The sequence below is a fragment of the Paraburkholderia sediminicola genome, assembly GCF_046026895.1.
Classification (GTDB): domain Bacteria; phylum Pseudomonadota; class Gammaproteobacteria; order Burkholderiales; family Burkholderiaceae; genus Paraburkholderia; species Paraburkholderia sediminicola_C.
Map to the genome: position 1 here is coordinate 44,622 of NZ_JAQQEU010000017.1, position 20,877 is coordinate 65,498.

Annotated in this window: 15 protein-coding genes; 10 read left to right on the forward strand and 5 right to left on the reverse strand. The window is 66.1% G+C overall.

From position 1 onward, the window contains the following. Nucleotides 1-343: 343 nt before the first annotated feature. The 3 genes from glgX to PQR02_RS14680 all read left to right on the forward strand — a co-directional run bounded on the left by glgX (nt 344) and on the right by PQR02_RS14680 (nt 5,122). Complete coding sequence (gene glgX, locus PQR02_RS14670; protein ID WP_408231684.1) at nt 344-2,560, forward strand: glycogen debranching protein GlgX; 2,217 nt, start codon at nt 344-346, stop codon at nt 2,558-2,560. A 165-nt stretch (nt 2,561-2,725) separates the two neighbouring features. Then, nucleotides 2,726-2,905 (forward strand): DUF2934 domain-containing protein, encoded by a 180-nt coding sequence (locus PQR02_RS14675; RefSeq protein ID WP_408231687.1) that lies wholly within the window; start codon nt 2,726-2,728, stop codon nt 2,903-2,905. Between the two features lie 180 nt (nt 2,906-3,085). Next, on the forward strand, nt 3,086-5,122 hold the full coding sequence (locus PQR02_RS14680) for an AI-2E family transporter (RefSeq protein ID WP_408231690.1): 2,037 nt from the start codon (nt 3,086-3,088) through the stop codon (nt 5,120-5,122). A gap of 171 nt (nt 5,123-5,293) precedes the next feature. On the opposite strand, the gene PQR02_RS14685 is transcribed toward PQR02_RS14680, so the two are convergent. After that, nucleotides 5,294-5,479, reverse strand: a complete 186-nt coding sequence (locus PQR02_RS14685) for a hypothetical protein (protein WP_408231693.1) — start codon at nt 5,477-5,479, stop codon at nt 5,294-5,296. Nucleotides 5,480-5,576: 97 nt separating this feature from the next. Next, nucleotides 5,577-7,151: an FAD-dependent oxidoreductase gene (locus PQR02_RS14690; RefSeq protein ID WP_408231696.1), complete on the reverse strand. Its 1,575-nt coding sequence runs from the start codon at nt 7,149-7,151 to the stop codon at nt 5,577-5,579. 316 nt (nt 7,152-7,467) lie between these two features. Here PQR02_RS14690 and PQR02_RS14695 point away from each other — a divergent pair, with 316 nt between their 5' ends. The 4 genes from PQR02_RS14695 to PQR02_RS14710 all read left to right on the forward strand — a co-directional run bounded on the left by PQR02_RS14695 (nt 7,468) and on the right by PQR02_RS14710 (nt 15,852). Continuing rightward, nucleotides 7,468-9,633 carry an ATP-binding protein gene (locus PQR02_RS14695; protein ID WP_408231699.1) on the forward strand — a complete coding sequence of 722 codons (2,166 nt, stop codon included), beginning with the start codon at nt 7,468-7,470 and terminating at the stop codon, nt 9,631-9,633. 161 nt (nt 9,634-9,794) lie between these two features. After that, nucleotides 9,795-10,073 carry a hypothetical protein gene (locus PQR02_RS14700; RefSeq protein WP_408231702.1) on the forward strand — a complete coding sequence of 93 codons (279 nt, stop codon included), beginning with the start codon at nt 9,795-9,797 and terminating at the stop codon, nt 10,071-10,073. A 363-nt stretch (nt 10,074-10,436) separates the two neighbouring features. Next, entirely contained in the window at nt 10,437-14,651 is a 4,215-nt protein-coding gene (locus tag PQR02_RS14705; RefSeq protein ID WP_408231705.1) for a CheR family methyltransferase, read from the forward strand. 178 nt (nt 14,652-14,829) lie between these two features. Beyond that, entirely contained in the window at nt 14,830-15,852 is a 1,023-nt protein-coding gene (locus PQR02_RS14710) for an alpha/beta hydrolase (RefSeq protein ID WP_408231708.1), read from the forward strand. Between the two features lie 83 nt (nt 15,853-15,935). On the opposite strand, the gene PQR02_RS14715 is transcribed toward PQR02_RS14710, so the two are convergent. The 3 genes from PQR02_RS14715 to PQR02_RS14725 form a co-directional block, all read right to left on the reverse strand. Then, on the reverse strand, nt 15,936-16,955 hold the full coding sequence (locus PQR02_RS14715; RefSeq protein ID WP_408231711.1) for a class I fructose-bisphosphate aldolase: 1,020 nt from the start codon (nt 16,953-16,955) through the stop codon (nt 15,936-15,938). A gap of 114 nt (nt 16,956-17,069) precedes the next feature. After that, nucleotides 17,070-17,489, reverse strand: coding sequence for a secondary thiamine-phosphate synthase enzyme YjbQ (locus PQR02_RS14720; protein ID WP_408231714.1), 420 nt, complete (start codon nt 17,487-17,489; stop codon nt 17,070-17,072). 133 nt (nt 17,490-17,622) lie between these two features. After that, complete coding sequence (locus tag PQR02_RS14725; protein WP_408231717.1) at nt 17,623-17,943, reverse strand: thioredoxin family protein; 321 nt, start codon at nt 17,941-17,943, stop codon at nt 17,623-17,625. Between the two features lie 229 nt (nt 17,944-18,172). On the opposite strand from PQR02_RS14725, the gene PQR02_RS14730 reads away from it, so the two are divergent. From PQR02_RS14730 to PQR02_RS14740, 3 genes are all read left to right on the forward strand, one after another. Then, on the forward strand, nt 18,173-18,469 hold the full coding sequence (locus tag PQR02_RS14730) for a DUF2628 domain-containing protein (protein WP_408231720.1): 297 nt from the start codon (nt 18,173-18,175) through the stop codon (nt 18,467-18,469). 147 nt (nt 18,470-18,616) lie between these two features. Further along, on the forward strand, nt 18,617-19,150 hold the full coding sequence (locus tag PQR02_RS14735) for a hypothetical protein (protein ID WP_408231723.1): 534 nt from the start codon (nt 18,617-18,619) through the stop codon (nt 19,148-19,150). Between the two features lie 180 nt (nt 19,151-19,330). Next, nucleotides 19,331-20,677, forward strand: coding sequence for a sugar efflux transporter (locus PQR02_RS14740; RefSeq protein ID WP_408231726.1), 1,347 nt, complete (start codon nt 19,331-19,333; stop codon nt 20,675-20,677). The last annotated feature ends 200 nt before the right edge of the window (nt 20,678-20,877 follow it).

Sequence of the window (20,877 nt, forward strand, 5' to 3'; positions counted from 1 at the left end):
GGTTCGAGGCGGTCCGGCAGCACGTGGACGGTAGCCCTTCGAGGATGGCTTTTAACTTGTTGGCTGCAAAAATTGTGCCGCGGTTGAGCCGTGAAACTGGACGCAACGCCATTGAACCGCCAATGTCCGCGCCGTAGTCCATTAGGCCTGGAACTTGCTCATCCAGCGGGCTTACGGTTTGATGCGCCGACGCTCACATGCAGGAAGCCCGCGCCAGGCGGGCGCTCCGCGCAATCCGCGAATGTTGAAGGAGTGCCGCCGGTCCGGAATTGCCTGCATCGACTGAACCACTGCCTACATCCGAACACGCGCGCAAGCGCCTCTTGTTTCCATAGGAACCACAATGTCATCCCAGGCCACTTACTCGACGCGCATCTCGGAAGGCACGCCTTTTCCGCTTGGCGCGACTTGGAACGGAACCGGCGTCAACTTCGCGCTGTTTTCGGCGCACGCGACGCGGGTCGAATTGTGCCTGTTCGACAAGACCGGCCAGAACGAGATCGAACGTATCGAGCTGCCCGAATACACCGACGAGGTCTGGCACGTGTTCGTGCCGAATCTGAAGCCGGGCGCGGTCTACGGTTACCGCGTGCATGGCCCATACGAACCCGAGAAGGGGCATCGTTTCAACCCGAACAAGCTGCTGCTCGACCCCTACGCGAAAGCACACATCGGCGAGCTGAAATGGGCGCCGGAGATTTTCGGCTATACGCTCGATTCGGAAGAGGCCGACCTGTCGTTCGACGAGCGCGACAGCGCGCCCTTCGTGCCGAAGTGCATCGTGGTCGACGCCAATTTCTCGTGGAGCCATCCCGAACGCAATGCGCTGCCATGGGAGCGCGTGATTTTTTATGAAACCCATGTTCGCGGTTTCACCAAACGTCATCCGGGGGTGCCGGAGAAATTGCGCGGCACTTTTGCCGGACTGGGACAGCAGGTCGTGCTCGACCACATCCGCAACCTCGGCGTGACGTCGGTCGAATTGATGCCGATCCAGACTTTCGTCAACGACAGCTATCTGCTCGACAAAGGTCTTACGAACTACTGGGGCTACAACACGATCGGCTTTTTCGCGGCCGATCCGCGTTTCTTCGCGTCGCCGACCGACTCGGTGGCCGAGTTCAAGGAGATGGTGGACCGCTTTCATCAGGCCGATCTCGAAGTCATTCTCGACGTGGTCTACAACCACACCGCCGAAGGCAACGAGCGCGGCCCGACGATCTCCTTCAAAGGCATCGACAACGCGTCGTACTATCGGCTGATGCCCGACGAGCCGCGCTATTACATCAACGATACGGGCACCGGCAACACGCTGAACCTGTCGCATCCGCGCGTGCTGCAGATGGTCACCGACAGCCTGCGCTACTGGATCACCGAGATGAAAGTGGACGGCTTCCGTTTCGACCTCGCGACGATACTCGGGCGCGAGACCCATGGCTTCGACGAAGGCGGCGGCTTTCTCGATAGCTGCCGGCAAGATCCGGTGCTCAACAGCGTGCGGCTGATTGCCGAGCCGTGGGACTGCGGCCCCGGCGGCTACCAGGTGGGCGGCTTTCCGCCTGGCTGGGCCGAGTGGAACGACCGCTTTCGCGACACGGTGCGCGAATACTGGAAGGGCGACGAAGGCAAGGTTGCCGATCTCGCCACGCGTCTCACCGGCTCGGGCGACAAGTTCAATCATCGCGGCCGGCGTCCGTGGGCCAGCGTCAATTTCATCGCCGCGCACGACGGCTTCACGCTGAACGATCTCGTGTCGTACAACGACAAGCACAACGAAGCCAACGGCGAGGACAACAACGACGGCCACTCCGACAACAAGTCCTGGAACATGGGGGTGGAAGGCCCGACCGACGACGCGGAGATTCGCGCGCAACGCGAGCGTCAGAAGCGCAACCTGCTGGCTACGCTGCTGCTGTCGCAAGGCACGCCGATGCTACTCGCGGGCGACGAATTCGGCCGCACGCAGAAGGGCAACAACAACGCGTATTGCCAGGACAACGAGATCAGCTGGGTCGATTGGGAAGCGATCGACGACGATGGCCGGGCGCTCACCGAGTTCGTCAGGAACCTGACCACGCTGCGTCACCGTCTGCCGGTGTTGCGGCGCGGGCGCTTTCTCACCGGCGAATACAACGAGGCACTCGACGTGACGGACGCCCGCTGGCTTTCGCCGGACGGCACGGATATCTCCGCGGAACAATGGGACGATCCGTCGATGCGCTGCTTCGGGCTCGTGATCGACGGACGCGCGCAGGCGAGCGGCATTCGCCGTCTCGCGTCCGACGCGACCTTGCTGCTGGTGCTGAACGCGCATCACGATGTCGTCAATTTCACGCTGCCCGATATTCCCGAAGGCGACACGTGGACCTGCCTGCTCGACACCAACATGCCGGTGCGGCCCGAGTTGCCGCAGTTCAGCGCGGGCGATGCTTATCAGGTGACGGGGCGCTCGCTTCTGCTGCTCGCGCTCGAAGCGCCGAGCCGCGCGACCCAGCGCGTATTCGACCGGCTTGAGGAGCAACTCACTTCGGATGAAGGCGAAGCATCGGCTGGCTCGTGATGGCGGATCGCGAAGGGCAGCATTGCGCGCGCGAGTTCGTTGAGTCCGCAGGCGTCCAGGTATAGGGCTTGCTCGCGTGTCGATGACAGTGCGCTCGCCACGATGGTGGCGAGCGCACGTCGCAGCCGATGTCGGTCTTCGCGAGGTCTAACCAGAGGTGATCAAATGGAACAGGAACAAACCGCTCAAGTGGAACAGATTCGCACGCGCGCCTATTACCTGTGGGAGCAGGCAACGGACCCCAAGGGCACGCCTGACGAATACTGGGAGCAGGCCCGCGCGGAGATAGAAAAGGAAGCGCCGCCGATAGAAAGCGGGCCGATTGCCGGGGGTGCGGTGAAGTAAGCGCGCGCCATCGAAGCTCATCAAATCAGCATTGAACGCATCAACGCACTGCGCAGCGAGTTGCAACGCCGGCGCTCGCGCGGCATCGGTGCCGCGACGCCAACGGTGTGGGCCGCTCGCATGCTGCACGACGTATCCCCTGTCATAGAAAAGAAAACCGGACATCCAATCCATCGCATCATGAAGGACTTTCCCGATCCACGCGTCGCGAGACCTGCCGCGCGCATCCAGGCGTCCGCCGCATTCGGCATCGACGGGCTGGTTGCGCTCGCGGTGGGCGTCACCGTGGTCGCCTGCCTGTACTTTGCGAGCGCCGTGCTGATCCCGATCACCCTCGCGATTCTGCTCAGCTTCCTCGTGGCGCCGCTGGTCGACGCACTGGCCCGGCTGAAGCTCGGCCATGTCGCTTCGGTGTTCGCGGCGGTGGTGATTTCGGTGTCGGTCATCGCCATGTTCGGCGCGTTGATCGCCACGCAACTGAGCGATCTCGCCGCGGGCATGCCGCGTTATCAGGCGACCATCGAACGCAAGATGGAGACCGTGCACAGTCTGACTATCGGCAAGCTGACCCGGCTTGCGGGCGTGGCCGGCCAGGCGCTGCAACGCGCGACTGTCGAGCCGCCGCAAGTGGTCACGCCGCGCGGCGCGTCGGCTGCGGGCAGCGCGCATGCGCCGGCGGCCGTGCCGGTCGAAGTGCGCGAGCCGGTGCCCACGCCGTTCGAGCTGGCGAGGCGCGTGCTGTCGCCGGCCATCAGTCCGCTCGAAACGGCGTTCATCGTGTTCGTCGTGATGGTGGTGATCCTGTTGCAACGCGACGACCTGCGTGACCGCGCGATCCGTCTGTTCGGTTCGCGCGATCTGCACCGCACGACCACGGTGATGGATGAAGCGGCGCGGCGTCTGAGCCGCTACTTCGTTTCGCAACTCGGACTGAATGCGGGCTTGGGCCTCGTGATCGGCGCGGGGCTGTTTCTGATCGGCGTGCCCAGTCCGATCCTGTGGGGCATTCTCGCCGCGTTGCTGCGGCTCGTGCCGTACGTCGGCATCTGGATCTCGGCCACGCTCGCCACCGCGCTCGCCGCCGCGGTGAGTCCAGGCTGGGCGATGGCGATCTGGTCGCTGACGTTGTTCGTCACCGTGGAGTTGCTCGTGGGGCAGGTGGTCGAGCCGCTGCTATACGGTCGCAGCACGGGACTGTCGCCGTTTTCGGTGGTGGTCGCGGCGATCTTCTGGAGCTGGATCTGGGGGCCGATAGGCTTGATCCTGTCGACGCCGCTGACGCTGTGCCTGCTGGTGCTCGGCCGGCATGTCCGGCGGCTGGAATTCCTCCACGTGCTGCTCGGCGATCAGCCCGCGTTGACGCCGATCGAAAACTTCTACCAGCGCGCACTCGCCGGCGACCCGGACGAAGCGATCGAGCAAGCGGAGATCTTGCTGCGCGAACGTTCGCTGTCGGCTTACTACGACGAGGTGGCGATCAAGGGCTTGCAGCTCGCGGCGAACGACGTCATGCGCGGCAGCGTGACCCCGCCGCAGCTTGCGCGCATCGAGGCGACCACCAACGATCTGGTGGACGGACTCGACGGCTATGAGGACCGTCAGCCGGTTGCGCAGACGATGGAGCAGAACTGGAGCGCAGTTGGGCCGCTCGCGCCATCGGTGGACGAGCGTGCGCGGGAGGGCAACTCGCATGCGCTTGCGGTGGCGGGCCTGACCGGGAGCGCGTCGCACAGTCGAGCCGACAGTGAAGCCGCACAGGAATCCGCCGCGTCATCTCACGCGGCCCATACCCGGGTGCTGTGCATTCCCGGGCGCGGGCCGCTCGATTCGCTCGCGACGACGATCCTGCTGCAACTGCTCGGCAAGCACGGGTTTGCGGCGCGGTCGGTACAGCACGAGGCCGCGTCGCGCGCGTCGATCGATAGTCTCGAAGCGGACGATGTCGGCATCGTCTGCATTTTCTATTTGCAGATCGACGGGATTCCTTCGCATCTGCGCTATCTGGTGAGGCGTATTCGCGCGCGCTTGCCGCATGTGTCGATCGTGGTGGGTTTGTGGGCGCAGGAAGACACCGACAAATGGAGCGCCGACTTGCAAAGCGCGATGGGCGCGGAGTGTTATGCGACGTCGTTGCAGGACGTGCTGGCGGCTTGCCGGAGAATGGATTCGGTGAAGAGCGCCGAGCGCACCGAGGCGACGATGGTCGAGGGATGCTGATGGGCACTCGATGTTTCGTATTGCACAATGCCCCGGTAATCAGCGCAAACCACGAGCGCCAGCTACGAGCGCGAGCCATCAGCGCGAGAACTCCGCTCGCCGCGAGCGCGGCGAGCGGGCTCTGCTTCAGGGACCACGCTCGACGCTCGCTCGCCTGATCGTTCGGCGCGCCTAGCGCCCACCCGATTTGCCGGCCGTCGGCTTGTCCTTCGACTTCGTATCATCCTTGTCGGGAACGATCTTCGTGGTGCCACCGGTCGACGGCGGATCGCTGGCGGGAAAGCTGTCTTCAACCTCTTTGTCGATCTGCTTCTCGCTCTTGTCGCTGTTCGGATGCTTTTCCTTGTGTGCTGTCATAGCGGTTTCTCCTTGAGGGAATCGAATCAGTGAAACGTGGTGCGGTGAGCCGCGCGCGTTACGCAAGACCCAGCCCAGCTACAGTTGCTCCAATGCTCTAACGCGCGCGCCGGGTTTCATCCTCGATGATCGCCAACGCGGCCGCGCGCGACAGTCCATCGCCCATCGCATCGAGCAGACGCGCGGTGTGCGCTTCGCGTTCGCACGCGAGCACCGCGGCAACCTTGTCGTCCTGCAGATACAGTGCGATGAACGACTGGCGTTCGAGTTCGCCTTCCATCACGATGTCGTCCCACTCGTTCGCATGCCCGAGATACTCGAAGCTCTTGCCGAAGTGATACGTCCAGAAAAACGGCACGCCGGCATAACGGTTGCGCGCGCCGCACATGTTTTGCGCGGCGATGCGCGCGTGTTGCTGCGCGACGCGCCAATGCTCGATGCGCAACGGCTCCTCGTTCTCGTGCAGCGAAAACGTCGCGATATCGCCCGCCGCATAGAGTCCCGGCGCGGCCTGCATGCCCGCATTGACGATCACGCCGCCGTCCTTCTGCAGCGGCAAGCCTTCGACAAACCCGGTAGCCGGTATAACGCCCGTGCCCAGCAGCACCACGTCGGCGGCGATGGGCTCGCCGCTTTCGAGCATCACCTGATGCACGTTGCCTTCCTCGCCTTCCAGCGACACGACCTGCGCGCCGAGACGGAACGTCACGCCATTGCGCTCATGCAACGCGCGGAACATCTGTCCCGCGCGCTCGCCGAACTGTTTGGCGAACGGCACTTTGTCGGGCGCGATCACGGTCACGGGCGCGCCGCGCTTGCGCAGCGCGGAAGCCGTTTCGAGCCCGATGAAGCTGTTGCCGAGAATCGCCACCCGCGTTTGCGGCGCGTCGTCGCCGAGCGCGTCGAGTAGCGCGGCGGCGTCGTCGAGATTGCGCAGCACGTGCACGCCGCCGAGTTCGCAGCCGGGGATCACCGGAAGCTTCGGCACGCTGCCGGTGGCGAGCAACGCGCTGTCGTAGGTGATCTGCGCCGGGGTGATGCCGCTCTCGAAGTGCAGCGTACGCGCCGGCACGTTCAGACGCGCGACCTTCGCGACGATCCGCTCGATGCCGTGCCGCTCCAGCCAGTGCGGCGCGAGCAGCGGGGGCACGTCATCCGGCGTCATCTCGCCCGACGGGAGGAATTTGCTGAGCACGGTGCGATCGTAGGGCGCATGGGGCTCGTCGCCGATCAGCGTGATGCGGCCGCCGAAGCCGCATTCGCGTAACGCGGCGCACGCGGCGGCGCCCGCCGCGCCTGCGCCGATCACCACGAAATGCGGCGCTTGCGTGTGCACGCGAAGCACCGGTTGCGGGATTCGTTGCGGCGTCACCATCACGTCGTCGCCGCTCACGACCGCCGGGTAGCGATCGAGCGCAATCAATGCGGGCGGTTCGAGCACGTTGCCGGTGGCGGCATCGAACGTTCCCTTGTGCCACGGACAGATGATCCTGCCGCGGCACAGCGCGCCTTTTTCCAGCGGCGCGCCCGCATGCGGACAGTCGGCGGCATAGGCGTGAACCGTATCGCCGTCGCGCACCAGCAGGATATTTTCGTCGTCCACCACCACGCGTTCGGCGCGGTCCGCCCTCAGTTGCGACAGCTGGGCGACACGGCGGGCAGTCGTTGGCATGATCGGTCTCTCGCGAAGCAGTGGGTTCTCGGGCACGTGAAGTCGCGAATGAAGCAGCGAACTCGGGGGCCGAATTGAATGCATCACACAGCGAGCAGTCACATCCCGCGCGGCATCGCGATAGACGTTGGCACGCGGGGCGCGTCTGTTAGCGAGCAATCCACGTGCCCGCCCCGACGCGTGTCGTCGAACGCGTAGCTTCGTTCAGCATGCTTTGGAAGAACGCGGAAGTGCGGTAAATTCCGGCAAACGGAATTAGCGCACGACCACATGCGTGGCACATCACGTGCGTCACCGTTCCCGACAAAAGCTTTTCATGGAGGTCGTGGTCGTGCAGCGTGCCGAGCGAGTCGCAGTCGATTTCCCCATGCCGTCGCGCAATTTCGCGGCGACACGGCGCATGCTGCTGATCGTGCTGGCCGTGTCGATCGTGTTTCCGCTCGCCTGCCTCGCGATCTATGGCTATTTCGATTACCAGCGCCGGATTGCCGATTCGAACGACATGATCGAGCGGCTCGCGCGCGTCGCCGAAGAGCAGGCCGCCAAGGTGCTGGACCTCAACCAGCAGATGGCCTCGCGCATCGTCGAATTGCTGGGCAATGCGGACGATGCGCGCATCCGCGCGCGCGAAGCCGAATTGCACGACCGGCTGCGCGACATCGGCGGCGACTTCCCGCAGGTGTCGTCCATCAATCTGCTCGGCGCGAACGGCGACCTGCTCGCGTCGAGTCTCGCGTATCCGGTGCCGGTCATCTCGGTCGGCCGGCGCGAGGACTTCCTCGCCGCGAAAGCGATGCGCCCGCAGCCGTATTTCTCGCTGCCGATGTACGGGACAGTGTCCAGAACCGATGTGTTCAACACCGTGATCGGCCGCTCGGGTGCCGATGGCCAGTTCCTCGGCGTGGTGTCGGTGGCGCTGCGCAACGAATACTTTTCGCGCTTCTATCGCGAGCTGACCCACGGTGACGCGTCGCTCGTGATGGGCCTGTATCGGCAGGACGGCAATCTGCTGGTGCGCTATCCGGACTGGCCCGTGGGCGCCGGGCCGAGTGCGCACAACGCGTTCACCGAGGCCTTGCGTGACAAGCAGCTGTTCGGGCGCGTGCGTCTGCATTCGACAGTGGATGGCGTGGAGCGCCTGCTGGCGTTTCGCCGCGTCGGCGACTATCCGCTCTACGTGATGAGCGCGTACGCGACCGCGTCGATCACCGACGCCTGGCGCCGCCACTTCCTGATGATCGCGGCGCTCACGGCGGTGCCGTGCGTCGCGATCTGGTTGCTGGTGTTCTACTCGCTGCGTCAGCTGGCGGGCGAGCGCCGCGCGTGGGAACGCTGGCAGGGCGAGGTGGCGATGCGGCTGTCGGCCGAGGCATCGACCCGGCAATTGCAGCGCATGGGCGCGCTCGGCAACCTGGTGGCCAACGTCGCACACGACTTCAACAACCTGCTGATGGTGGCGTCCGCGAACACGGAGCTCGCCCGGCTCAAGGGCTACAACAACGTCGAGAAGGAGGTGCTCGCGGTGGAGCGGGCGACCGCCACCGCCGAATCGCTGACACGGCGCCTGTTGAGCGTCGCGCGCAAGCAGCCGCTCAAACAGGAGCGGGTCGACCTGACGCGCTGGCTGCCCGCGGCGGCGCCGCTGATCGACGCCGCGCTCGGTGACACGATCGAATTCGCCCTGAACATGGCGGACGACGTATGGCCGGTGGTGGCCGATCCGACGGACCTCGAATTCGCGATCGTGAATCTGGCCGTCAACGCGCGCGACGCGATGCCGCGTGGCGGGCGCTTCGTGGTCCGCTGCCAGAACAACCGACTGGTCGGCAGCGATACCTTGCTGCCCGACGGCGAATACGTGCTGATCTCCTGTAGCGACGACGGCGAGGGGATGTCCGAGGCGGTCGCGCGGCGCGCGTTCGAGCCGCTCTTCACCACCAAGCTGCGCGGCTCGGGCACCGGCCTTGGACTCGCGCAGGTGCTGTCGATGTGCGAGCAGGCGGGCGGCACGGCGAAGATCGACAGCGTGCCGGGCAGCGGCACCACGGTGCGGATGTATCTGCCGCGTCATCGCGAGCGCAAAGCGGCGGCCGCGGCTGCCGGGACGCTGCGGCCGCCCGTGCCGACACCGGCCGGCGTCGTGTTGCTGGTGGAGGACAACGAGGACGTGGCGGCGGGCGTGGCCGCCGTGCTGGAGACCTTTGGCTGCGCGGTGCGGCATGAGCCCACCGCCGACCAGGCGCTCGACGTGCTGAGCGGCGGCGAGCGTTTCGAACTCGTGCTGTCGGATATCCAGATGCCGGGCAAGCTCAACGGCATCGACCTGGCGGAAAAAGTCCGCAGCGCGTGGCCGTCGCAGAAGATCGCTCTGATGACCGGCTACGCCGACGAAACCGAACGCGCGCGCCGTCTGGGCGTGGCGATTCTCGCGAAGCCCTTCGATATCGACGAACTGCACGCGCTGGTCGCGTGCGAACCGTAGCGCTGGGTCCGGCGCGCGTGGCGTCCTTCCTTTGTGGTTCAAACGCTGTTCAGGCGTGTCATCGCGCGCGGCATAGCCCTTGCTGAAAAGATCTTGAGGCATGCGTTTCCCGGCTGGCGCAGCCGGCGCAAACCGCTTCTTTTTCTCACAGGAGAACAGCTATGAAGATCAGATATGCACTGCTCGTTTCAACATTCCTCGCCGCTTCGCCGCTCGCGTTGGCGCAAGGCGCGGGTGGCGGAGGCGGCGGCCCGGCGGGCAATGACCCGAGCGGTGGCACCACGGCCGGCACGTCGCGCGAAGGCGGCAGCATGGCGGCGTCCGGCGCGATGGCGCATCCGAAGAAGCCTCACATGAAGCAGTCGAAGGCGACCAAGCCGGCGACCGACACCACCAACATGCCGGGGGCCAACGCCAGCAGCGACACGAAGGGGCAGTAAGCGACGTGCGGTGAAGCCGGCGCGGGAGCGCCGCTCGTCGGAGGGCCGCTCTACGAGACGGACCGGCGAGCGCGGCGAGCAAGGGGTGGTGCGCGGCGGCTCGAATCGGCATGGGTCGCCGTGCCGGGCCCGGCAATCCGGCGATCGAACCGGATTCGTTGCAGCCCGGTGCGGCGCCATAGAATACGGGCCGATTGGCGCCAGCGCCATCGATGCAAAAGAGTCGGCCCCAAGCGCTGCACCGTCAGCCGGACTTTGCAATGCGATGCAACACACGCGACAATGTCGGATGGTACGGCGAACGCCCCTCGCCATCATGGGACGAGGCCGGCGCAGGCGCGGCGCATCGCAGAAGGGATGAGTATGACTGGCAGTGAAGCAGGTGCGTCTCGAACAAACGCGCGCAAGCCCGTGCAGGCGAGTTCGCCCGCAGGCGCGGAGACGGCGCCCAGCCCCGCCGCCGGCGCGGCGGCGGGCAGCGCGGCGCACGGGACCGCCACACTCGACTTTCCGGTGGTCGGGATCGGCGCGTCCGCGGGCGGCGTGCAGGCGCTGCTGCGATTCTTCGAAAACACCCCGGCGAATATGAACATGGCCTTCGTGGTCGTGCTGCATCTGTCGCCCGACCATTCGAGCAGCGCCGACCAGGTGTTGCAGCACGCTACCGGGATGCCGGTGCATCAGGTTCAGCACACGCTCCAGGTCGAAAAGAACCACGTGTACGTCATTTCGCCGTCGCACGATCTCGCGCTCGACGACGGTCACCTGACCGCCACCGAAAGCGACCGGCCGCGCGGCCGCCCGATCGCGATCGACCTGTTCTTCCGCAGCCTCGCCGACGCACACCGCGAACGCGCGATCGCGATCGTGCTGTCGGGCACCGGCGCGGACGGCGCGACCGGCATCGGCAGGGTCAAGGAGCAGGGCGGCGTGACGATCGCGCAGGCCCCGACGGACGCCGATTACCCGGAGATGCCGCAGAACGCGATCGCCACCGGCATGATCGACATCGCGCTGCCGGTCGCGGACATGCCGCGCAAGCTGCGCGAGCTGGCCGACAATGCGCGCTCGATCCGCCTGCCGGTCGCGGACGACGAACCGGAAACGCTCGCGGTCAAGCCGCCCGATGCGGCTTCGACCGCCGAGCGGGCGCTGCTCGGCGTGCTCGCCACGTTGCGCGCGCGCACCGGCCACGACTTCCGCCATTACAAGCGCGCCACCATCCTGCGGCGCATCGAGCGGCGCTTGCAGGTCAACGGCATTCCCGATCTGCAAGCCTACCAGGACTACGTGCTGACGCATCCCGAGGAAACGCCTGCGCTGCTCAAGGACATGCTGATCGGCGTGACCAATTTCTTCCGCGATCGCGAGACCTTCGAGGTCGTCGAGCGGGAGATCGTGCCGAACCTGTTCCAGAACAAAAGCGCGGACGACCCGGTGCGCGCGTGGATTGCAGGATGCGCGACCGGCGAGGAAGCGTACTCGCTGGCGATGCTGCTCGCCGAACATCCGGAGCGGCACGAGGGCATTCCTGTGCAGCTGTTCGCCACCGACATCGACGAGCGCGCGATTGCCTTTGCGCGCGCCGGCCTCTATCCCGAGTCGATCACCGCGGACGTTTCCGCCCGGCGTCTGCGCCAGTTCTTCACCGCCGAGCGGGCGCACTTTCGCGTCACCAAGGAGATCCGCGAACGGGTGCTGTTTGCGATGCACAACGTGCTGCGCGATCCGCCGTTTTCGCGCGTCGACCTGGTGTCGTGCCGCAATCTGCTGATCTACCTGGATCGCAGCGTACAGACCCAGGTGCTGCAGATGTTTCACTTCGCGCTGCGACCTGGCGGCTATCTGCTGCTCGGCAGTTCCGAATCCGCGGAGGCCGCCGGCGATCTGTTCACGGCGGTCGACAAGAAGAACCGCATCTATCGCACGAACGTCGTGACGGGCACGCTGCGTCCGCCGATGAGCGCGCCGGTGTTGCAGCACGCGGGCGCGGCCACGGTCGCAAGCGCGGGACCTACGCCGCCGTTGCCGCAGTCGCTGCCGTTTTCAGCCTTGCATCAGCGGATTCTGGAGCTGTACGCGCCACCGAGCATCGTCGTCGACATGGATGCGAACATCCTGCACATGTCCGAGCACGCCGGCCGTTTTCTGCGCTTCGCGCGCGGCGAGCCGTCCTACAACCTGATCATGCTGGTGCAGCCGGCGTTGCGGCTGCAATTGCGCGCGACGCTGTTCCAGGCACTGCGCGGCAACCAGGAAGCGTCGACGCCGCCAATCGACTTCCCGCCGCAAGAAGCGCGTGTGCGGATCATCGTGCGGCCTTGCCGGGGCACCGAAAACGGGCCTGAACTCGCGCTCGTGATCTTCGAAGAGATCGCGGCCAGCACCGCGGCGGCGCCCCGCGAGACGCCCGGCGCGACTTCGCAGGACTCGCTGCTGGGGCATCTGGAAGACGAACTGCATCGCACCAGACAGGAATTGCGCTCGACGGTCGAGCAGTCGGAGGCGTCCACGGAGGAGCTGAAGGCGTCGAACGAAGAATTGCAGGCGATCAACGAGGAATTGCGCGCGGCCACCGAGGAACTCGAGACCAGCAAGGAAGAATTACAATCGTTGAACGAGGAGCTGTTCACCGTCAACGCCGAGTTGCAGGCCAAGATCGAAGAGACCGGCAAGGCCAAGGACGACCTGCAGAACGTGATCGCGTCGACCGGCATCGCGACGCTGTTCGTCGACCGCGAGATGCGCATCAAGCGTTATACGCCGGCCGCGACGGAGCTGTTCAACGTGATTCCGTCCGACGTGGGGCGTCCGCTGCACGACATCACACACCGGCTCGTCTACCCGCAACTGGCCGACGACACCGTCGCCGTGTTCGAGTCGCTGCAGTTGATCGAGCGCGAGATTCGCGGCACCGACGGGCGCAATTTCCTCGCGCGGCTGTCGCCGTATCGCACCACCGACGACCGCATCGACGGCGCGGTGCTGACCATCGTCGACATCAGCGCGCTGCGGCGCGCGGAACAACTGGTGCGCGCCGGCGAAGAGCGCTTGCATCTGGCGGCGCAAAGCACCAACGACTTCGCGATCATCGTGCAGGACATGGACGGCCGCGTGATGACCTGGAACAAGGGCGCGGAACGCATCTTCGGCTATAGCGAGAGCGAGATGGTCGGGCAGATGCTCGACCCGCTCTATCTGCCGGAGGAGCGCGAGGCCAACGAGCCTTCGATCGAACGGCACCGCGCGCAGAGAGACGGCCGCGCCGAAGACGAGCGCTGGTATGTGCACAAGAACGGCACGCGGCTCTATTGCAGCGGGGTGATCACGCCGGTGTCGTCGGACAGCTTCAGCGGCTTCGCGAAGATCGTGCGCGATCTGACCCAGCGCAAAGGCACCGAGGCGCTCGAACAGCGCAAGATCTCGCTGGAACGCTCGGTGCGGCAGAAGGTCGAGGCGGCCAGCCGGCTGAAGGACGAGTTCCTCGCGGTGCTGTCGCACGAATTGAAGAATCCGCTGAACCTGATTCACGTAAAAGCGGACATGCTGGACCGTGCGCCGTCCACCCAGGGGCTGCCGGTCGTGCACGACGCCGCCGATGCGATCCGCCGCTCGGTGGTCAGCCTCGCGAAGATCATCGACGACCTGCTGGACCTGTCGCGCGTGCGCACCGGCAAGCTGGCGCTGGAGCGCTCGCGGGTGGACATCGCGGCGATCACCGCCGCCGTGAGCAGCGCGATCGAGCCCGACGCGCTCGCCAACCAGGTGAGCGTGCAGGTGGAGGGCGCGGCCGAGCCGTTCTTCATCGAGGCCGATCCGGTGCGTTTCGAACAGATTCTGTGGAACCTCGTCAGCAACGCAGTGAAGTTCACGCAGCCGGGCGGCAGCGTGACGATCAGGCTTTCGCATGACAATGGCCATGCATGCGTCGAGGTGCGCGACACCGGGCGTGGCATCGACTCGATGTTCCTGCCGCACGTGTTCGACATGTTCAGCCAGGCCGAGGGTTCGCACCGGCGGCACAGCGGCGGTCTCGGCATCGGCCTCGCGCTCGTCAAGCAACTGGCCGAGATGCATGGCGGACATGTGCAGGCCGAGTCGGCGGGGCTCGGCAAGGGCGCGCGGTTTCGCGTATGGCTGCCGGCCGGCAGTGCCGAGGTGCCCGGCGAAAGCCGCGAACTGCCCGGCGACGCCAGTTTGCTCAAGGGTATGCGGATTCTGCTGGTGGACGACGCGGTCGAAAGTCTGCAGGCGTTCCAGACCCTGCTCGAAATGGAAGGCGCGCAGGTGTGGCCGCAGACCACTGGCGCGGCCGCGCTGGCCGTCGCCCCGCAGCAGACGTTCGACCTGATCCTCTCGGATATCGGCATGCCGGGTATGGACGGCTATGAACTGATCGCGGCGCTGCGCCGACTGCCGGGCACGGCGTCGGTGCCGGCGCTCGCGCTGACCGGCTTCGGCCGCGCCCAGGACGCCACGCGGGCAATCCGCGCGGGCTACGACGGACATCTCGGCAAGCCGGTGTCGCTGCAGGCGCTGGTCGACAAGATTGCGCGCGCGATGACGGGCAACCGCTGAGCGGGAATCCCGGGTTTTTGTCTACCCAATGAAATGCGGCGCGAAGATGCGTCAACGGCGCGCGCCGCGCCCCGTTCGACGGGAATAGCGCTTGCTGAAAACGACCGCATGACGGCTCGTCCGGCGCAGCATTCAATGCCCTGATGGGACCGTGCATTCATCCATCAGGAGCCTTCCCATGACACTCGGTGACACTATCAAAGGCATGGTCGGTCTGGACCCGGCGGGGCATGCCGATGCCGACATGAAAGCCGTGCTCGATGCGTTCAGAAGTCTGAAGCCTAAGCCGATCGAGGAGTGCTCGGTGGACGAGGCCCGCCGACAGCCCACCCCCGCCGACGCCGTCAAAAAGCTGATGAGCGATCCCGCGTTCAGCTCGAGGCCGTCGCCGGAACTCGAAGCGGTGCGCACCGAGGACATCGCGATTGCCGGCGCGGCAGGCAGCAACCCGGCCCGCGTGTATACGCCGCAAGGCGAGGGGCCGTTCCCACTGATCCTGTATTTTCACGGCGGCGGCTGGGTGATCGCCGATCTCGATACCTACGACGCCACGCCGCGCTCGATGGCCGCGCAAAGCAAGGCCATCGTCGTGTCGGCGCACTATCGCCAGGCGCCCGAGCACCGCTTGCCGGCCGCGCACGACGATGCGTTCGCCGCGTGGCGCTGGCTGCTCGACCATGCGGCGAGCCTCGGCGGCGACCCGGACAAGATCGCGGTGATGGGCGAGAGTGCGGGAGGGAATCTGGCGATCAACGTGGCGATCCGTGCGCGCGATACCGGCACGCGGATGCCGCTGCACCAGGCGCTGATCTATCCGGTGGTGAGCAACAACATCGTCTCGATTTCCTACGAGGAGAATCGCAACGCGAGGCCGTTGAACAAGCCGATGATGCTGTGGTTCATTCATAACGTGATCAACAGCGAGGCGGAGCTGACCAGCCCGCTGATCGATGTGCTGAGCGTCGATCTGTCCGGCCTGCCGCCGGCCGCGATCGTGACGGCGGGCATCGATCCGCTGCGCTCCGAGGGTGAGAAGCTCGCGCACCAGCTGAGAAGCGCGGGCGTGCCGGTCGAGCATCGCAACTATCGCGGCGCGACGCACGAGTTCTTCGGGATGGCCGCCGTGGTGCAGGCGGCGCGCGATGCGCAAACGTTCGTGTCGCTCGCGCAGCGGCAGGCGTTCGGCGGCGCGCCGCTGTAGCGAGCAGGCGCGTGCTGGCGTCAGGGCGTTGCGCCGCGCGAGGCGTACGCCAGGCGGACGGCGCGACGCCGGACAGCGCCCGCCTAGCTCTTTTCCTGCGCCGCGTCGTACTTGCCGAGCGCGGCTGCGGCGTTCAGGCGCGCGCGCTTGAGCAGCGCCTGCTGGGCCGCCGCGACGTTGCCCGGCTGCCCGCGCCATGCCTGCAACGGCGGCTCCTGCAACGCGCGTCCATACGAGAAGCTCAGATTCCACGGCAGCGTGCCGAGCCGGTTCATCGCGTCGAGACTCGCGGTGGCCTCCTCGGGTGACTGGCCGCCCGACAGAAACACGATGCCCGGCACCGCCGACGGCACCGTGCGTTTGAGCACCCGCACGGTATAAGCGGCGATGTCGGCGCTCGTCGACTGTTGCGCATGCTCGGAGCCCGCGAGCACCATGCTCGGCTTCAGCAGAATGTGTTCGAGCACCACGCGATGCCGTTGCAGCGCATCGAACACTTCGTGCAGCACCGCCTGGGTGACTTCCGCACTGCGCTCGATCGTGTGATCGCCGTCCATCAGCACTTCCGGTTCGACGATCGGCACGATGCCGGCTTCCTGGCTGATCGCCGCATAGCGCGCGAGCGAGTCGGCGTTCGCTTCGATCGCGAGGCGGCTCGGCAGGCTCGCGGTGATGTTGTAGACCGCGCGCCATTTGGCGAAGCGCGCCCCTTGCCGCTTGTAATCGACGAAGCGTTTGGCGAGGCCGTCGAGTCCTTCGGTGATCTCGTCGCCGGGGGCGAGCGCGAGCGGCACTTTGCCGAGGTCCACCTTGATGCCGGGCACGATGCCGTTGCGGGCGGCGAGCTGCGGAAACGGCGTGCCGTCGTCCGCTTTCTGGCCGAGCGTTTCTTCGTAGAGGATCACGCCGCTCACGAACTCGCCGAGCCCTGGCGTGCCGAGCAGCAGATTGCGATAGGCGCGGCGGTTCTCCTCGGTCGAGTCGAGGCCGATGGTTTTGAAGCGTTTGGCGATGGTCGGGCCGCTTTCGTCGGCGGCGAGTAGGCCCTTGCCGGGTTGAACCATTGCTTTGACGGTGGCTTGCAGCTCGCTACGAGTGTCCATGAAATGCCTCCCTTTGTTCCGGTTTGCGGATCAGATGCGGTGACAGTGCTTCGATCGATTCATGTGCAAGAAACAACGGCTCGCGGCTGGCGGCTCGGCCGCGCCAGGCCCGCTTCATTCGCCGAGCAGATGCAGCACGATGTCGCGCTGCTGCGTATGCCGGCGATGTTCGAACAGATACAGGCCTTGCCATGTGCCGAGCACCATCCGTCCATGCTCGACCGGCACCGACAGCTGCACCTGCGTGAGCGCGGTGCGCAGATGGGCCGGCATGTCGTCCAGGCCTTCGGCGTCGTGCTCGTAACGCTCGGCGTCTTCGGGCGCGAGGCTCGCGAAGTAGCGCTCCAGATCGCGCTGCACCGAAGGGTCGGCGTTCTCCTGGATCAGCAGCGAGGCGGACGTGTGGCGGCAGAACAGCGTCAGCAGGCCGGAGCTGATCCCCTGGCCGGCGACGAAGCCGCGCGCTTCGTCGGTAAACTCGACGAGGCCGCGGGTGCGGGCCTTGACGCTCAGATGGTGGATCGCTTGTCGCATGATAGGTGATCGAGGTGGGTGGCGTGGCGGCGGATACGGTGCTGGCGGCTGTCGCGCGGTGATCTGGCGGGCACCGGGCGGGTGCCTCAGGACCGGGCTCGCCTGACAGCGCTGCCCGGCAGCGGCATGCGAATCAGAGCGACGCCAGCGCTTGCGTGATGTCCTCCGCACCCCGCGGCCGAACCACGCGCGCCAGTTCCACGCCGTCGCGCACGACCACCAGCGTCGGCCAGAGCTTGACCTTGAACGAGCGGCCGAGCGGCCGGCCAGGGCCGTCTTCGATTTTCAGATGCCTGAGGCCGCTATGCGGCGCGAGCGCGTCGGCAATCGACGCTTGCGCGCCCTGGCAGTAGCCGCACCAGTCGGTGCCGAATTCGACGACGGTGACGCCGGACAGCGCGTCGAGTTCAGCGCGTGAGGGGGCCTTTGATGAATAGGCTGTCTGGGTTGCCATGCGTGCTCCGATGGTGTTCAAGCTTTGCCGGCAGGGTGCCCTGCGGTGGATTTGCCAAGAGTAGCAGCTATGCTGCGGATCGTCACAGCACGGCCCGATACGAGCGGGAGCCGGGCTGGCGAGCGGTTCGTGCGGATTGCGCGCGAAACTCGCCGGTTTGCGCCGCCGCGTGTTAAACATCGTGGCTGCGCCGCAAGCGGGCGGCGCGCCAATGCATTCAGGAAGGGAAATGGGAGCACGGATCTATCTGCACTACCCCGGCAACGACGAGGCCGTCGCGGTCGCGAGCGGCTTCAGTTGGGGAGCATGCCTGTTGGGTTTCATCTGGGCGTTGTCGAAGAAAATGTGGTTCGCCGCGTTCGTGATGCTGGCGGTCAACGTCATTCTGTTCGGCTTGGGTTTGTGGGGCGAGACGGCCGATCTGATCGGACTGCTGCTGTCGATTCTGTTCGCCGTTGGGTGCGGCGCTTATGGCAACCGGTGGCATCGCTGGACGCTCGAAAAGCGCGGTTACGTTGTGGTGTAGTAGACGTGGGCGTAGTCTCGCGGCAGCGCATCTTGCTGAGGTCACGGCGCCGCGAGAATGAAGGTGGCCGCGCCGGCTGCATTGTGTATGGCGGCGTGGCCGAAGGGCCTGCGCCAGAGGTTGCTCAACCCATCATGGAGGCATCTTATGCCCATTGCATTTGCCATCACCACGAGCCGGTCTACCCGGGATGCCGCGTTGCCCGGCCGTCGCACGATGCGCGTGGCACTGGCGGCGTCGCTTGTCGCGTGGATCGCTGCGTCGGGTGTGGTCGCGCCGCTTGCCTATGGCGCGGAATCCGCCGCGACAACTGCCGCGCCGGGCACGCCCGCGATGGCGCCCACCGCTTCAGCGCCGCTCGCCGCATCCGCGCCCGACGACACCTTCCTGCTCACCATCTTCCTGCGCCACGACGAATCCAAACCGCTGCCGAAGATCAACGAGCAGTTGCGCGCGCAAGGCTTCTTCAAGGACTTTCCACCGCCGGGCATCGAAGTCGTCTCGTGGTACGTGATGATGGGCATTGGCCAGGTGGTGACGCTGCGCGTGCCGGCGAGCCGGCTGCGCGAAGTCAACCGGGCGATCGAGTCGACCGCATGGGGCGGCTATCGCACCGAGTTTTATCCGACCTACGACTATAAGGCGCAAGCGCAGCAAATGCGCGCAACCGACGGCAAGTAACCGTCAGCGTGCGCTCAGTTCGCCGCCATCGCGCAGAGCACGCGGCGCCGCGAATTTGGGACAGCGCCGTGCGGGTTTACGCGCCCGCTAGCTAGGTCGATAATGCCCCGGTCGTTCCGGCCCCGAACCTCCGGCGCGCATCGTGCTTATCAGGCTCGCCCCACCTGACCCACACCCCTCGTGTTGAAAACCTCACGTTTTTTCGACCTGCTGCGCATCCCTGGCTTCAAGCCGCTGGCCGCCGCCACCCTCATGCTCGGTGTGGCGATGTCGTTCACCGCTCCGTATCTATCGCTGTTCGGCGTCGAGCGCGCCGGCATGACGCCGTTCCGGCTCGGCGTGTTCATGACGCTGATCGCCGCGAGCGGGGTGCTCGCCAGCACGCTCGCGGGCCGCTGGACCGACACCAGCGGACGGCATCGGCCGCTGCTGCTGGCGGCGCTGGTGGCCGCCGCGCTCGGCTATTTATGCTTGTGCGTGGTGCGCGATTACCGGCTGCTGCTGCTGGTCGGCATCGTCTTCATCGGCGCGGGCGGCTCGGCCATCTCGATGGTGTTCGCGTTCAGCCGCGCGGCGCTGCCTGTGCCGAACCCCGAGGAGCGCGTGTTCGCGAGCGCGACGCTGCGGACCATCCTGTCGGCGGCGTGGGTGTTCGGGCCGTCGGTGGGCGCACTGGTGCTCGCGGCCTCCAGCTTCTACGGGCTCTTTCTGTTCGCGGCGGCCAGTTTTGCAACCTGCGCGGCGATCGTGTGGCGCATGCGCGAGCCGCAAGGCCATCTCGGCGATCACACGGTCGAGGACACCGCGTCCGAGCCGTCGGCGTCGATCACCGTGCCGCCGCTGACCGCGCCGGGCGAGGACGCGCACGAGGACCTGCCCGGCGTCGCGTCGGCCAACGACATCGGCCGCGCGGTGGCCGCGCTGACGCTGCTCGGCCTCGCCGCGAACGCGACGATGATCGTGCTGCCGCTTTACATCGTGCATGGGCTGAACGGCTCGCATCTGGACGTGTCGGTGATGCTCGGCCTCGGCGCGTTGATGGAGATTCCGATGATGCTCGCACTCGGCGCGAAGGCGGCGTCGCTGCACAAGCCGAACTGGCTGGCCGCGTGCGCGGCGGTCCATGCGGTGTACTTCGTCGGGATGTCGCTGGCGGGCAAGGTCGACGTGCTGATTCCGATGCAGATGCTCAACGCGTTCGTGGTCGCCGTCACCTCGTGCCTGGGCATGACCTACGTGCAGGATCTGATGCCGCACTCGCCGGGCCGTGCCACCGCGCTGTTCTTCAACGCGGCGCGGGTCGGCTCGATTCTGTCGGGCGTGCTGTCGGGAATGCTGGTGCAGGCGTTCAGCTATCGCGGCACGTTCATGTTCTGCGGCCTGCTGGCGCTGTGCGCGCTGGTGCTGTTCGCGGTGCCGGGTTTTCGCTATCCGCTGATGTGGCGGGCGGTGAAGCGGTTCACGGGCGAGCAGTACGCGAAGCTCCTGGCGAGACGGCGGCCGGGCGTGCCGGGACGCGGCGAATGACGTGTGGGGCTGAGGCGCCGCCGTATGTAAGGCGGCAGTTAGCTGGATCGAAGCCAGGGCGGGCGCAATGTAATGCAGATGCATGCCCAGACGTAGATGCTGATGCGCGCGCACGCTCGTGCTCCTTTCCCGCACGCACGGGCGCCCACGCCCCGACATGCGCGGACGCGCGCACGCACAGGCCGCGCAGGTGCCCATAG

Bases quoted from the DNA above. Each gene is read 5' to 3' on its own strand.
- PQR02_RS14705 (WP_408231705.1), top strand. From the start codon at position 10,437: ATGACTGGCAGTGAAGCAGGTGCGTCTCGAACAAACGCGCGCAAGCCC.
- PQR02_RS14690 (WP_408231696.1), bottom strand. From the start codon at position 7,151: ATGCCAACGACTGCCCGCCGTGTCGCCCAGCTGTCGCAACTGAGGGCG.
- PQR02_RS14695 (WP_408231699.1), top strand. From the start codon at position 7,468: ATGGAGGTCGTGGTCGTGCAGCGTGCCGAGCGAGTCGCAGTCGATTTC.
- PQR02_RS14680 (WP_408231690.1), top strand. From the start codon at position 3,086: ATGAAGGACTTTCCCGATCCACGCGTCGCGAGACCTGCCGCGCGCATC.
- PQR02_RS14700 (WP_408231702.1), top strand. From the start codon at position 9,795: ATGAAGATCAGATATGCACTGCTCGTTTCAACATTCCTCGCCGCTTCG.
- PQR02_RS14720 (WP_408231714.1), bottom strand. From the start codon at position 17,489: ATGCGACAAGCGATCCACCATCTGAGCGTCAAGGCCCGCACCCGCGGC.
- PQR02_RS14675 (WP_408231687.1), top strand. From the start codon at position 2,726: ATGGAACAGGAACAAACCGCTCAAGTGGAACAGATTCGCACGCGCGCC.
- glgX (WP_408231684.1), top strand. From the start codon at position 344: ATGTCATCCCAGGCCACTTACTCGACGCGCATCTCGGAAGGCACGCCT.
- PQR02_RS14735 (WP_408231723.1), top strand. From the start codon at position 18,617: ATGCCCATTGCATTTGCCATCACCACGAGCCGGTCTACCCGGGATGCC.
- PQR02_RS14725 (WP_408231717.1), bottom strand. From the start codon at position 17,943: ATGGCAACCCAGACAGCCTATTCATCAAAGGCCCCCTCACGCGCTGAA.
- PQR02_RS14730 (WP_408231720.1), top strand. From the start codon at position 18,173: ATGGGAGCACGGATCTATCTGCACTACCCCGGCAACGACGAGGCCGTC.
- PQR02_RS14710 (WP_408231708.1), top strand. From the start codon at position 14,830: ATGACACTCGGTGACACTATCAAAGGCATGGTCGGTCTGGACCCGGCG.
- PQR02_RS14715 (WP_408231711.1), bottom strand. From the start codon at position 16,955: ATGGACACTCGTAGCGAGCTGCAAGCCACCGTCAAAGCAATGGTTCAA.
- PQR02_RS14685 (WP_408231693.1), bottom strand. From the start codon at position 5,479: ATGACAGCACACAAGGAAAAGCATCCGAACAGCGACAAGAGCGAGAAG.